13 protein-coding genes are annotated in these 12,180 nt (G+C 68.3%); 9 read left to right on the top strand and 4 right to left on the bottom strand.

All coding sequences use genetic code 11. From position 1 onward, the window contains the following. The first annotated feature begins 10 nt into the window (after nt 1–10). The gene (locus tag K8625_RS02030) at nt 11–952 is read left to right on the top strand and encodes a LysR family transcriptional regulator (protein WP_223781684.1); all 942 of its coding nucleotides are present in this window, start codon (nt 11–13) and stop codon (nt 950–952) included. A 17-nt stretch (nt 953–969) separates the two neighbouring features. Here K8625_RS02030 and K8625_RS02035 read toward each other — a convergent pair whose 3' ends face one another. Further along, nucleotides 970–1,260: a hypothetical protein gene (locus K8625_RS02035; protein ID WP_223781685.1), complete on the bottom strand. Its 291-nt coding sequence runs from the start codon at nt 1,258–1,260 to the stop codon at nt 970–972. Nucleotides 1,261–1,431: 171 nt separating this feature from the next. On the opposite strand from K8625_RS02035, the gene K8625_RS02040 reads away from it, so the two are divergent. The 3 genes from K8625_RS02040 to K8625_RS02050 all read left to right on the top strand — a co-directional run bounded on the left by K8625_RS02040 (nt 1,432) and on the right by K8625_RS02050 (nt 4,281). Then, nucleotides 1,432–2,277: an alpha/beta fold hydrolase gene (locus K8625_RS02040; protein ID WP_223781686.1), complete on the top strand. Its 846-nt coding sequence runs from the start codon at nt 1,432–1,434 to the stop codon at nt 2,275–2,277. Nucleotides 2,278–2,368: 91 nt separating this feature from the next. Then, nucleotides 2,369–3,727: a hypothetical protein gene (locus tag K8625_RS02045; RefSeq protein ID WP_223781687.1), complete on the top strand. Its 1,359-nt coding sequence runs from the start codon at nt 2,369–2,371 to the stop codon at nt 3,725–3,727. An 8-nt stretch (nt 3,728–3,735) separates the two neighbouring features. Continuing rightward, nucleotides 3,736–4,281: a hypothetical protein gene (locus tag K8625_RS02050; protein ID WP_223781688.1), complete on the top strand. Its 546-nt coding sequence runs from the start codon at nt 3,736–3,738 to the stop codon at nt 4,279–4,281. 22 nt (nt 4,282–4,303) lie between these two features. Here the strand turns inward: K8625_RS02050 and K8625_RS02055 are convergent, their stop codons facing one another. Both K8625_RS02055 and pruA read right to left on the bottom strand, forming a co-directional pair. Beyond that, on the bottom strand, nt 4,304–5,152 hold the full coding sequence (locus K8625_RS02055) for an aldose epimerase (RefSeq protein ID WP_223748530.1): 849 nt from the start codon (nt 5,150–5,152) through the stop codon (nt 4,304–4,306). Between the two features lie 6 nt (nt 5,153–5,158). Continuing rightward, complete coding sequence (pruA, locus tag K8625_RS02060; protein WP_223781689.1) at nt 5,159–6,814, bottom strand: L-glutamate gamma-semialdehyde dehydrogenase; 1,656 nt, start codon at nt 6,812–6,814, stop codon at nt 5,159–5,161. A 212-nt stretch (nt 6,815–7,026) separates the two neighbouring features. Between pruA and K8625_RS02065 the strand changes: the two genes are divergently transcribed. The 5 genes from K8625_RS02065 to uraH are packed head-to-tail and all read left to right on the top strand — an operon-like array spanning nt 7,027 to nt 11,734. Then, nucleotides 7,027–8,472, top strand: a complete 1,446-nt coding sequence (locus tag K8625_RS02065; RefSeq protein WP_223781690.1) for an FAD/NAD(P)-binding protein — start codon at nt 7,027–7,029, stop codon at nt 8,470–8,472. Next, the gene (allB, locus tag K8625_RS02070; protein ID WP_223781691.1) at nt 8,469–9,836 is read left to right on the top strand and encodes an allantoinase AllB; all 1,368 of its coding nucleotides are present in this window, start codon (nt 8,469–8,471) and stop codon (nt 9,834–9,836) included. The genes K8625_RS02065 and allB overlap by 4 nt, the downstream gene beginning before the upstream one ends. A 28-nt stretch (nt 9,837–9,864) precedes the next feature. Continuing rightward, complete coding sequence (alc, locus tag K8625_RS02075) at nt 9,865–10,887, top strand: allantoicase (protein WP_223781692.1); 1,023 nt, start codon at nt 9,865–9,867, stop codon at nt 10,885–10,887. Beyond that, the gene (uraD, locus tag K8625_RS02080) at nt 10,884–11,393 is read left to right on the top strand and encodes a 2-oxo-4-hydroxy-4-carboxy-5-ureidoimidazoline decarboxylase (protein ID WP_223781693.1); all 510 of its coding nucleotides are present in this window, start codon (nt 10,884–10,886) and stop codon (nt 11,391–11,393) included. Before alc ends, uraD begins: the two co-directional genes overlap by 4 nt. Then, nucleotides 11,390–11,734, top strand: coding sequence for a hydroxyisourate hydrolase (gene uraH, locus K8625_RS02085; protein ID WP_223748536.1), 345 nt, complete (start codon nt 11,390–11,392; stop codon nt 11,732–11,734). Before uraD ends, uraH begins: the two co-directional genes overlap by 4 nt. Before the next feature lie 2 nt (nt 11,735–11,736). Here uraH and K8625_RS02090 read toward each other — a convergent pair whose 3' ends face one another. Continuing rightward, nucleotides 11,737–12,153: a response regulator gene (locus K8625_RS02090; protein WP_223748537.1), complete on the bottom strand. Its 417-nt coding sequence runs from the start codon at nt 12,151–12,153 to the stop codon at nt 11,737–11,739. Nucleotides 12,154–12,180: the final 27 nt, after the last annotated feature.

The raw sequence follows: 12,180 nt of genomic DNA on the forward strand, positions 1-12,180 counted from the left end.
ATGTGTCGTCATGAGCCCAGTTCAGGATTCCACCCGGCGCCCCGGGCCCCCGGACCTCAACCTCTTCCGGGTGTTCGACGTGGTCTATCGGGAGCGGAATCTGACGCGCGCGGCGGAGGTGCTGTTCCTCAGTCAGTCCGCGGTGAGCCACGCGCTGGCGAGGCTGCGCGAGCAGTTGGGGGCGCCCCTGTTCGTCCGGCAGGGGAGGGGCGTGGCGCCGACGCCGTTGGCGGAGCGGGTGGCGCCGGAGATTCGGGAGGCGCTGGCGCTGCTCCAGCAGGCGGTGCACCACACGCGAGGTTTCGAGCCGGCGCGGGACGTGGGGACCTTCACCCTGGCGATGAGCGACATGCTGGAGCCGTCGATCGTGCCCCGACTGGTGGCGCGGCTTCAGGAGCGGAGTCCGGAGGCGCGCATCAGCAGCGTGCGGTTGGAGCGGACGCGGCTGGAGCGGGACCTGGCTTCGGGGCGGTTGGACCTGGCCATCGACGTGGAGCAGCCGACGAGCGCGGAGCTGCGGCATACGGCCTTCACGCGGGATGCGTTCTGCGTGGTGAGTCGCAAGCGCAGGCGGCTGGACGTGGCGGCGTACATGGCGGCGAAGCACGTCACGGTGTCCTCGCGCCGCACGGGGCTGGCGGTGGAGGACCTGGTGCTCAGCCGGCTGGGGTATCAGCGGGAGGTCACGGTGCGTTGTCGGCACTACGAGACGGCGTGCCGCATCGTATCGGGCTCGGACCTGTTGCTGACGATGCCGCGGCGCAGAGCGGAGGAGATCAACGGGGTGCTGGATGATGACCTGCACCTGTTGCCCATGCCGCTCGCGCTGCCGCGACTGGAGCTGCATTTGTACTGGCACCGCTCCGAGGACAGCGAGCCTCGGAGTCAGTGGTTGCGCTCGGAGCTTCAAGCCCTGGCGAAGGTGTTGATGGGGCCGCGGCGCGGCGTGTGATGGAGATGAAGGCTTCTTCAGTTCACGCAGTCCAGGTTGCAGTCCGCGAGCTCGCCCACGCAGGCATTGAGACAGATCATGAGTGGGAGTGGGTCGGTCAGCGTGAGCTTGCAGTCCGCGATGCACTGGATGGACTCTTCTCGACATTCATTGGTGCAGTTCACCAGCCCGGTCGCGTGGACGGTTCCGTCCGCGACGGGGGCGTCGTCCAGGACGGGCATCTCGGCGCGTTCATCCTCGATGGGACCGCAGCCCATCGCGAGCAGCAATGCGCCCACTCCAGCCAACCACGACATGCGATTCGACATGGTGATTCCTCCCTGCGCGAGTGAAGAGAGGATCGTCGCAGTCGCATCGGCGGGATATTGTACGCAGGTTCACTCGTCGGAGGACGCTGCCGTGGGTGCGGGCTTTGGGGTCGCGGAGGCGGATGTCCGACGGTTCTTGCATCGATGACGCGCTGATGGAGGGGGCGGGCAATGTCTCCAGGCAGCACGATGGAACAGTTCTTCACGGCATCAGGCGTTCGGCTCCGGCGACGAGGTGCCCGTCCGGGGGCCTTCAACTGGCTGTTCCTCCCGGGCGGGCCAGGGATTGGCGTGGAGAGCCTGTTCGGACTGGCGGACGCGCTGGATGTCCCGGGGACGTGCTGGATGGTGGACCTGCCAGGAGACGGGTCCAATGTCTCGCCTCCGGGGGCTCCAGCGAATCCCCATGACGTGTGGCCCAGGGTGCTCATCGAGGCTGCCCAGGCGCTTCCGAACTGTGTCTATCTGGGGCACTCCACGGGAGGCATGTATCTGCTGTCCGTGCCGGAGCTGGAGTCGCTCCTGGTGGGGCTCGTGCTCGTGAGCACGGCGCCGGACGCGGGCTGGCGTGCGCCGTTCTTCGAGATGACCCAGCGGCATCCGCTGCCCGAGGTCGACGCGGCGACCCGGCGCTACGAATCCGAGCGCACGGATGAGCGGCTGCGAGACATCGCGGTGGCGTCGGCGGAGTGGAACTTCACGCCGGAGGGCGTGACGGAGGGGCGAGAGCTGCTGCGACGGATGCCCTACAACCGCGCGGCGGTGGACTGGTCGGACCGGAACTTCGACGAGACGTATGTCCACACGTGGTGGCCGCGCACGCTGCCCACGCTCATCATCAGCGGCGCCGAGGACCGCATCGTCCAGCAGACACCGTGGTCACGGGCCGCTTTCCAGGGACCGCACATCCTCCACAGGACCGTGGCAGGAGCCGCGCACTTCCCCTGGATTGAACGTCCGGAAGCCGTGGCCTCTGCGATGCGAGAATGGGTGCCGAGGATGACTCCGCGCCAGTGACACCCCCAAGCTGCTTCGCTGGGGTTGTCGGACCCTGCTGCTAGTTCTCCCCCTGCTCTTGTCGTGAGAACTCGATTGCGGGAGCGAGAAGATGCTGCGTTGGGTCTCGGTGTTGCTGGCGTGCCTCTCGTTCGGCTGTGCGACCTCTCGAGTGGTTCGCTTGGATACAGGGGAGGGTGAGCCCCTCCTCTACGCACCTCCTGAGCGGGTCAGTCCCATTGATGTAGACCCTGGCGACTTCCAGCGTGCGATGACCCGCCTCGTCCTGGAGATGCGCTTCTCGGTACGTCCCGAAGAAGCGAGCCGTTCACGACTCCAGCGGGCTACGTGGGCGGCGGAATCCCCCTCGCGTGGAAGGGACTACGGTGCCTGGTGCTCTCGTCAGGATGATCCTGGCGAATGCCTCACGTTGTTGGAGGACGGCTTTACCTTCCTGGATGCCGATGTGCGCCGGAAGATGGCTTTGTCCTTTGCCTGGGACGGGGTCTGGGATGGGGTTCAGCAGGCAGTGCAGGAGGTTGTCAACCCACTGGTGCTCAAGGCGATGATCACCTCGGCCATGGCTGCCTACATGCTCCTTGTTGTGGCGCCCGAGCCGGTGACGAAGCTCGTGGCCCTCGCCTTGACGACCTATGTCATCGCGTACATCGGCTTGGACGCATTCACGAACCTCGTGATGGGCTGGCAGCGGTTGTCCGCCGATTCAGCGCGTGCGACGTCTTTTCGGGGACTGGAGGATGCAGGGCGTGATTTTGGAGAGGTGATGGGCGCGAATGGCGCACGTGTCCTCATCATGGCCCTCACCGCGGCTTTGGGCGGCGGTGCGGCGAACCTGGCATCGAAAGGCCCCCTGCTTCCTGGCTTCGCACGTGCGGTGCTGGCGACGGAGGTCAATGCGGGTTTCCAGTGGTCCGCGGTGATGTCTGGGGGAGTCCGCTCCATTGCTGTCGCGGAGGGCGTCCTGACGGTGGGGCTCGCCCCCAACGCGGTCGCGATGTCTGCTCGGACACAGGGTGGCCAGGACGAAACGAGTTCTGGCAGGTCGTCCCAGGAACCGCTCCATGAGAATCAGATGCCAGAACTGCTCGCCTCGGAACTGGAGATGGCCGAGCAATTGGGTGTCCGGCCTGTCCGCGTCGATTCTCCAGACTTCATGCGCTACGCGAGCGAGGAGCGCATCAAGTGGGTGGTCACTGCGGACAATCAGCTCCAGGTCATCCCGTACAGATGGCAGGGCGTCGAAATCTCGCATGCTGTCGCGAGTGGTGGGCGGCCCGTGTTGGCTGCCGGCGAAGCCGAACTCGCGGTCCATGGCACGACCCGTTTCGGGATCCGGATTGAGCCCTTGAGCGGGCATTTCCTGAACGGGGTGTCGAAGGCCGTGAGTGACAGCGCCCTCGAAATCGGACGGAGGGCATTTGCGCGGCACGGGATTACATTCCCCCCGTGAGGACGACCATGGAACCGAAGACCTCCCAACTTCAAACCGTCCTGGGCTGGCCGCTTCCCCAGGTTCGGACATGGCTCGACGGGCTGGTCATCGGCGCGCCAGTGCAGGGCGAGAGCTTCAACTGGGTGGGCTTCGCGTTCACTGCTGCTGCTCGGGCCAGGGAAGAGCGGAGCCTGGACTGGGCTCACGTCGCCCTGCACATCTATGGCGTCCTCGCGGGACTTGAGGCTGGTGACAACGCCCACTCCGTCCGACTCTCGGAGATGAGCCTGCGAGCGTGGATGATTCGAGAACTCGGTTCACGGGCGGGAGACGCCGTCCTGGACCCGGACGTCATCTACAGCTGGTTTCAGGGCCTCATCGTCATGTCGATGGACGAGGCGGCCAAGCTCCTGGCCACCCCAGACTGGCGCACCATCCCGACGCAGACACTTCTCAAGCTGCGGTACATGAAGAGCGCGCTCAATACGCTGGCGCACATCTCTGAGTCCGGAGTGGTGGAAAAACACCCCGAGCTGAAGGACTGGCTCCAGTTCAGGAGCCGATTGCCCTGACCGAAGTGCGCCACCCCAAGGCTCACACCTCGATATCGAACGCGAGCGACAGCCGCTCATCGGGCTGCACGTGCAGCAGCCCCTCGCCCGTCGCGAGCGCACCCGCCGCGGCGGTCCACGGCTCCACGCAGACGAAGTCCTTCCCCTTCAGCGTCCACACCACCATCACCTTGAACTCAGGGCTCCACGACAGGTGGATGGGGCGCAGGCCCGGCCCGCGCGACAGCCGGGTCTCCTGCTTCGAGTGGTCCCGCAGGTGCAGGTCCACCTCGTCCGCCGTCAAATCCAACCCGGTGAACGGCACCTCGCGCTTCGTCCGGTTGTCCCAGCCGTGCGTCGCGTCCGTCTCCACCGTCGTCACCGACTTCGCCCCATCCGGCACCCGGAAGTACGGATGGAACCCCAGATGCACCGGCAAGGGCTCCATCCCGGGATTCTGGAGGTCGAAGTCGATGGTCAGCCGCCGTCCCACGAGCGAGAATGTGAGCTGCGCGTCGAACTCCCACGGATAGACCCGCAGCGTCTCCTCGTTGGACTTCAGCCCCAGCACCAACAACGAGTCCTCCGCCTGCCGCACCGCCCACGCCATCTTCCGGGCGAAGCCGTGCTGCGACAGGCTGAAGGACTTGCCATGCGCCGGATACGTGTCCCCAGGCAGCGGACCCGCGTTGGGGAACAGCACGGGGATTCCCCCGCGCACGTTCTTCGTCGGGTCCGCCACGGTGGCCTCATCGAGGTAGAGGATGTCCTCGTCCCCCACCTTGAAGCTCGTGACGAGCGCGCCGCGTGAAGGGATGACCTCCACGCAGCAGTCGTCACCCTTCAGCGAATACGTCTCCAGCCCCGCGATGCCCGGGAATGCTCGGCTCATGCGAGCCTAGATACCCCCATCGTGGGGGTCGCTGTCCATGAACGGATACGGCACCTTCGTCGGCGGCGCGAAGTTCTCCTTCACCGTCCGAGGACTCGTCCAGCGGATGAGGTTGAGCAGCGAGCCCGCCTTGTCGTTCGTCCCCGACGCACGCGAGCCACCGAAGGGCTGCTGTCCCACCACCGCGCCCGTGGGCTTGTCGTTGATGTAGATGTTGCCCGCCGCGTGCCGCAGCTCGCTCATCGCCGTGTCGATGGCCTTCCGGTCCCGCCCGAAGATGGCCCCCGTCAGCGCATACGTCGCGCTCTGGTCCACCTCGCGCAGCGTCTCCACGTACTTCGAATCCGGATACACGTGCACGCCCACCAGCGGCGCGAAGACCTCCTCGCGCATGATGCGGTGACGCGGGTCCTGCAACTGCACCAGCGTGGGCTTCACGAACCAGCCCTCCTTCCGGTCCGTCTCGCCACCCGCGACGATGCTCGCGTCCTTGTCCTGCTTCGCCAGCTCGATGTACGAGGAGACCTTCTTGAAGGACTTCTCGTCGATGACGGCGCCCATGAAGTTGCGGAAGTCCGTCACGTCGCCCATGCGGATGTCGCCGATGAGCGCCTGCAACCGGGGCTTGAGCTTCGTCCACAGCGACTCGGGCACGTACACGCGGCTGGCCGCCGAGCACTTCTGCCCCTGGTACTCGTAGCCACCGCGCACGATGGCCACCGCGAGCGCCTCCACGTCGTCCGCCGCGGACGCGTGCGCCACGATGAAGTCCTTGCCACCCGTCTCACCCACCAGCCGGGGGTACTGCTTGTACTTGCCGATGTTCTCTCCCACCGTCTTCCACATGGTGTTGAACGTCGGCGTGGAGCCGGTGAAGTGGATGCCGCCCAGATGGGGGCTGGCCAGCGTGGGGTTGCCCACCGTGGGCCCATCGCCGTTGAGCATGTTGATGACGCCGTCGGGCAGGCCCGCCTCGCGCAGCATCTCCATGAAGTACCAGGCGCTCAGCGCCGACGTGGACGACGGCTTGAACAGCACCACGTTGCCCATCAGCGCGGGCGCCGTGCACAGGTTCATCGCGATGGACGTGAAGTTGAACGGAGCCACCGCGAACACGAAGCCGTCCAGCGGGCGGTAGTCCAACATGTTCCACGTCTGCGGCGAGGACTCCGGCTGGATGGCGAGAATCTGCTCGGCGAAGTGGACGTTGTAGCGCAGGAAGTCGATGGCCTCACACGCGGCGTCGATCTCCGCCTGGTGGGCCGTCTTCGACTGCCCCAGCATGGTGGACGCGTTGATGATGGGGCGGTAGCGCGTGGCGAGCAGCTCGGCTGCGCGCAGGAAGATGGCCGCGCGCGAGGCGAACGGCATCCGCGCCCAGTCCTCCTTCACCGCGAGGCCCGCCTGGATGGCCTGCTCCACGTGGCTCGCGTCCGCCTCGTGCAGGGTGGCCAGCACGTGCGAGTGCCGGTGGGGCATGCGCACCGTGTCCGTCTTGCCGCTGCGCACCTGCTTGCCGCCGATGATGAGCGGGATGTCGATCTGCTCGCCGCTCATGCGCTTGAGCGTCGCCTGGAGCTCGCGGCGCTCGGGCGAACCGGGCGAGTAGGGGAGGATGGGCTCGTTGCGGGGAGCCGGGACGCGGGGGAAGGCGTTGATCACGCGAATGACCTCGGGACGGAGCGAAAAGGGCGGGGGAGCATAACCAACCGGCTCCTCCGGGGAAGCGTCGAAGCGGGCCGTCGTCAGCGCTTGGACACCCGCTGTCAACCCCTGACGCGCCCGGCTATTTCCCTCCGGAGCCCCTCGTCAGCCCACACCCAGGGAGGGGGGCACATTGACCGGGCGACATAGCGCGCGGTTACGATGGAGCCATGCGCATCCCGCCTCCGAGCCCCGCGATGCCGCCTCCTCCCGGCCTCTCCGCCCTGGAGGACGCGCTCCGCAAGGACCTCGAGCGGCTGGCGTACCCGAAGCGCTCCTGGGTGCTCCCGCGACACACCCATGACGGCAGGCCCGTGCTGGACGTGCTCATCATCGGCGGCGGGCAGAGCGGCCTCACCGCCGCCTTCGGGCTCTTGCGCGAGAAGGTGACGAACCTGCTCGTGGTGGACGACGGCGAGCAGGACCTCGCGGGGCCGTGGAAGACCTTCGCGCGCATGCACACGCTGCGCACGCCCAAGCACCTCACCGGGCCGGACCACAACCTGCCCAACCTCAGCTTCCAGTCCTGGTTCGAGGCCCAGTACGGCGAGGCCGCCTGGACGTCGCTGGAGCGCATCCCCAAGGAGCTGTGGGCGGACTTCCTCGGCTGGTACCGGCGCACGCTGAACATCCCCGTGCGCTGCCGCTCGCGCGCCGGAGCGCTGACCTGGAGCGCGGAGGACGACTGCTTCCACGTGCCCATCGAGGACCTGCGCACCGGCGCCACCGAGGTCCTCTTCGTGCGCAAGGTGGTGCTCGCCACGGGCATCGACGGCTCGGGGCGCTGGGAAGTCCCATCCATCGTGGCGAACCTGCCGCGCGAGCTGTACGCGCAGACGCGCGAGGACATCGACTTCGAGGCCCTGCGGGGCAGCAAGGTGGGCGTGCTCGGCGCGGGGGCGTCCGCGTTCGACAACGCCTCCGTCGCGCTGGAGCACGGCGCGGGCGAGGTGCACCTGTTCTACCGGCGCAAGTCGCTGCCGTGCATCAACCCGTACCGATGGGCGGAGTTCGTCGGCTTCCTCAAGCACCACGCGGACCTGCCGGACGCGGACAAGTGGCGCTTCATCCACCGCATCTTCGAGATGGGACAGCTGCCCCCGGCGGACACGTACCGCCGCGCGTGCGCCTTCCCCCAGTTCCACCTGCACGCCCAGAGCCCGTGGCTGGACGCCGAGGTGGTGGACGGGCAGGCCCGCATCACCACCCCGCAGGGCCAGTACACCTTCGACAAGCTCATCGTCGGCAGCGGCACGGTGACGGACCTGTCGCTGCGGCCGGAGCTGGCGAACGTGCACGCGGACATCGCGCTCTGGAAGGACCGCTTCACGCCGCCCGAGGGCCAGTCGCACGCGGACCTGCTGCGCCACCCGTACCTGGGGCCGGGCTTCGAGCTGCAGGAGAAGCAGCCGGGCCGCGCGCCGTACCTCCGCTCCATCTTCAACTACACCTTCGGGTGCCTGCTCTCGCTAGGCTTCGGCGGGGCGAGCATCTCCGGCATGAAGTACAGCCTGCCCAAGCTGACGGCGGGCGTGACGCGGCAGCTCTACCTGGATGACCGGGAGGCGTTCTTCCGCTCCCTGGAATGCTTCGACGAGAGGGAATTCGAGCCATGAGCAGGGGTGAGTTCGGGCTGCGCAGCCGCCGGGTGTTGGCGGGCGGTGGGCTGCGCGAGGCGGTGGTGGTGGTGAAGGACGGACAGGTGGAGAAGGTCGCCGGGCCCTCCGAGGCGCTCGGCGCGCTGTCGGTGACGGACGTGGGCCACCACGTGGTGATGCCCGGCGTGGTGGACTGCCACGCGCACATCAACGAGCCCGGCCGCACCGAGTGGGAGGGCTTCGAGACCGCCACGCGCGCGGCGGCGGCCGGAGGCATCACCACCGTGGTGGACATGCCGCTCAACTCGCTGCCACCCACCACCACGCTCGACGCGCTGAAGCTCAAGGCGGACGCGGCCCGGGGCGCGAGCCAGGTGGACCATGGCTTCTGGGGCGGTGTGATTCCCGGCAACGCGGGCGAGCTGGAGGCGCTCATCGACGCGGGCATCGCGGGCTTCAAGTGCTTCCTGTGCCCCTCGGGGGTGGATGAGTTCCCGCCCGCGGACCGCGCGGTGCTCGACGTGGCCATGCCGATTCTCGCCCGGCGCGGCGTGCCGCTCATCGTGCACGCGGAGCTGGAGTCGCCGCTGCCGGAGGTCCGCGCCGAGGGGGCTCGCACGTACCGCGCCTATCTGGAGTCCCGGCCGCGCAGCTGGGAGCAGGACGCCATCCGGATGATGATGGACCTGGCGCGAAAGCACCGCTGCCGCGTGCACATCGTCCACCTCTCCTCGGCGGACGCGCTGCCCTTGCTCATCGACGCGCGGCGCGAGGGGTTGGATGTCTCGGTGGAGACGTGTCCGCACTACCTGAGCTTCACCGCCGAGGAGATTGAGGACGGCGCGACCCACTTCAAGTGCGCGCCGCCCATCCGCGAGGCGGAGAACCGCGAGCGGCTGTGGGAGGGGCTCGCGCGCGGAGACATCGAGCTGGTGGTGTCGGACCACTCGCCCTGCACGCCCGCGCTCAAGCTGCTGGAGCGCGGTGACTTCGGCGCGGCCTGGGGCGGCATCGCGTCGCTGCAGCTCAGCCTGTCGGCGGTGTGGACCGAGGCGCGCAGGCGGGGCCACGGCCTGGAGTCGCTCGTGCGATGGATGTGCGAGGCGCCGGCCGGGCTGGTGGGCCTGAGCGGGACGAAGGGCTCGCTCGTGCCGGGCGCGGACGCGGACCTGGTGGTGTTCGACCCCGAGGCCACCTTCACCGTCGAGCCGTCGCGGCTCCAGCACCGCCATCCGTTGACGCCATACGCGGGCAGGACGCTCGCGGGCGTGGTGGAGCGCACGCTGCTGCGCGGAGAGACCATCTACGAGCGCGGGCAGCCCTTCCCGCGCCCCACGGGAAGCTGGGTGCGCCGTCCGTCCTCGGCGCGCATCGCCGCCTGACATCATTCCATCGGGAGAACACACGAAAATGCATGCACCCGAAGAGGGGAAGCTGCGCGTCGGCTTCACAGAGCTCATCGACCTGGCCGCGGAGAAGGTCGGCGGACAGGCCCTGCTGGCCAGTGACGAGTTCTTCGCCGGCAAGGAGAACCTGCTCAAGCCCGGCCGAGGCGTCTTCATCCCGGACAAGTACACCGAGCAGGGCAAGTGGATGGACGGCTGGGAGTCGCGCCGCAAGCGCGTGCCCGGCCACGACTGGTGCATCCTGAAGCTCGGCCTGCCCGGCGTGATTCGCGGCGTGGACATCGACACGAACCACTTCCTGGGCAACTTCCCCGAGTACGCCTCCGTGGACGCGCTGGAGGTGGAGGGCTCGCCGTCCCCCGAGTCGCTGGTGGACGCGGCGTGGACGCGCATCCTCCCGCAGCTCAAGCTGCAGGGCGGCACGCGCAACCTCTTCGCCATTGCCGACGAGCGGCGCTGGACGCACCTGCGCCTCAACATCTACCCGGACGGCGGCGTGGCGCGCTTCCGCGTGCACGGCGAGGTGCGGCCGGACCTGGCGCGGCTGACGCGCGAGAAGGGCGCGGTGGACCTGGCGGCGGCGGAGAACGGCGGCACGGTGGTGGCGTGCAACGACGCGTTCTTCGGCACCAAGGACAACCTCATCCTGCCCGGCCGCGCGGCCAACATGGGCGAGGGCTGGGAGACGCGCCGCAAGCGCCTGCTGCCGGGCTTCGACTGGATTGTGGTGAAGCTGGCGGTGCCCGGCACCATCGAGCGTGTGGAGGTGGACACCGCCTTCTACAAGGGCAACTTCCCGGAGAGCGCGTCACTCGAGGGCATCTACCTGCGCGAGCCGCTGGTGGACTTCGCCAACGCGCACGACCTGGCGTGGACGGAGCTGCTGCCGCGCACGAAGCTCCAGGCGGACCACCGTCACCACTTCGAGGCCGAGCTGAAGGCGAAGGGGCCCTTCACCCACGTGCGCCTCAAGATCTTCCCCGACGGCGGGGTCAGCCGGCTGCTCGTCCACGGACGTCCGGCGTGAGCGCGCTCGAGCGACTCAACACGCTGTCCACCGACGAGGCTCGCGCGGAGCTGAAGCGCTGCTGCGGCGCCTCGCGTTGGGCGGAGGCGATGACGAAGGCGCGGCCCTTCCGCGACGCCGAGCACCTGTTCTCCGAGGCCTCCCAGCAGTGGAGCCGCACGGGCCCGGAGGACTGGCGAGAGGCCTTCACGCACCACCCGCGCATCGGCGACGTGGCCTCGCTGCGCGCGAAGTTCGCCGCCACCGCCAATTGGTCCTCGCAGGAGCAGGGCGGGGTGAGCGGCGCGGGAGAGGAGGTGCTCCAGGGCCTGGCCGATGGCAACCAGGCCTACGAGGAGCGCTTCGGCTTCATCTTCCTCGTGTGCGCGACGGGCAAGAGCGCCCAGGAGATGCTCGGCCTGCTGCGCGCGCGCCTGGGCAACGCCCCGGACGAGGAGCTGCGCATCGCCGCCGGGGAGCAGGCGAAAATCACCCGCATCCGATTGGAGAAGCTGCTGGCGTCATGAGCACCCTGTCCACCCATGTCCTCGACACGCACCGCGGCCGCCCGGCCTCCGGTGTTCCCATCACCCTGGAGCTGCAGGGGGCCCACGGCGACTGGAAGGAGCTGGCCCGGGGCGTCACCAACGACGACGGGCGCGTGCGCGACTTCCTGCCCGCGGGCGCCCGCGTGGAGACAGGCGTCTACCGGATGTCCTTCGACACGGGCGCGTACTTCCGCTCGCTCGGTGTGAAGGGCTTCTACCCGTCGGTGTCCGTCGTCTTCGAGCTGGGGGCGCCCGACGAGCACTACCACGTACCGCTGTTGCTCAGCCCCTTCGGCTACTCCACCTACCGGGGGAGCTGACCTCAGGCCTTGGTGACGACCTGCGCGGTGGGGGCCGCCGCCGACACGGGCGCGCTCCCCCGCTGCAGCAGCGCGTGGATTTCGGCGATGAGCAGCGCGGGCTTCACGGGCTTGACCAGGTAGGCATCCGGCACGGGCAGGCTCGCGTCGCTGTCCGAGCGGGGCGCGAAGCCGCTGACGAAGACGACGGGGATGTGCTGGAGCGAGGGCTCCTGACGGAAGCGGCGGCACAGCTCGTACCCGTCCATGCCCTCCATGTTCACGTCGGACAGGAGCAGGTCTGGCGGCTGGGCCAGGGCCTTCTCCAGGCCCTCCTCGCCGCTCGACGCCGCCGTGCAGTCGAAGTCCCCGGACAACAGCAGGCGCAGTGTCTCGCGCATCGTCCACGAGTTCTCGACGATGAGGACCTTGGGCTTCACGGTGCTCGGGCTCCTCCGGTGCCGGCG

It is taken from the genome of Myxococcus sp. AS-1-15 (genome assembly GCF_020037055.1).
Lineage (GTDB): Bacteria > Myxococcota > Myxococcia > Myxococcales > Myxococcaceae > Myxococcus > Myxococcus fulvus.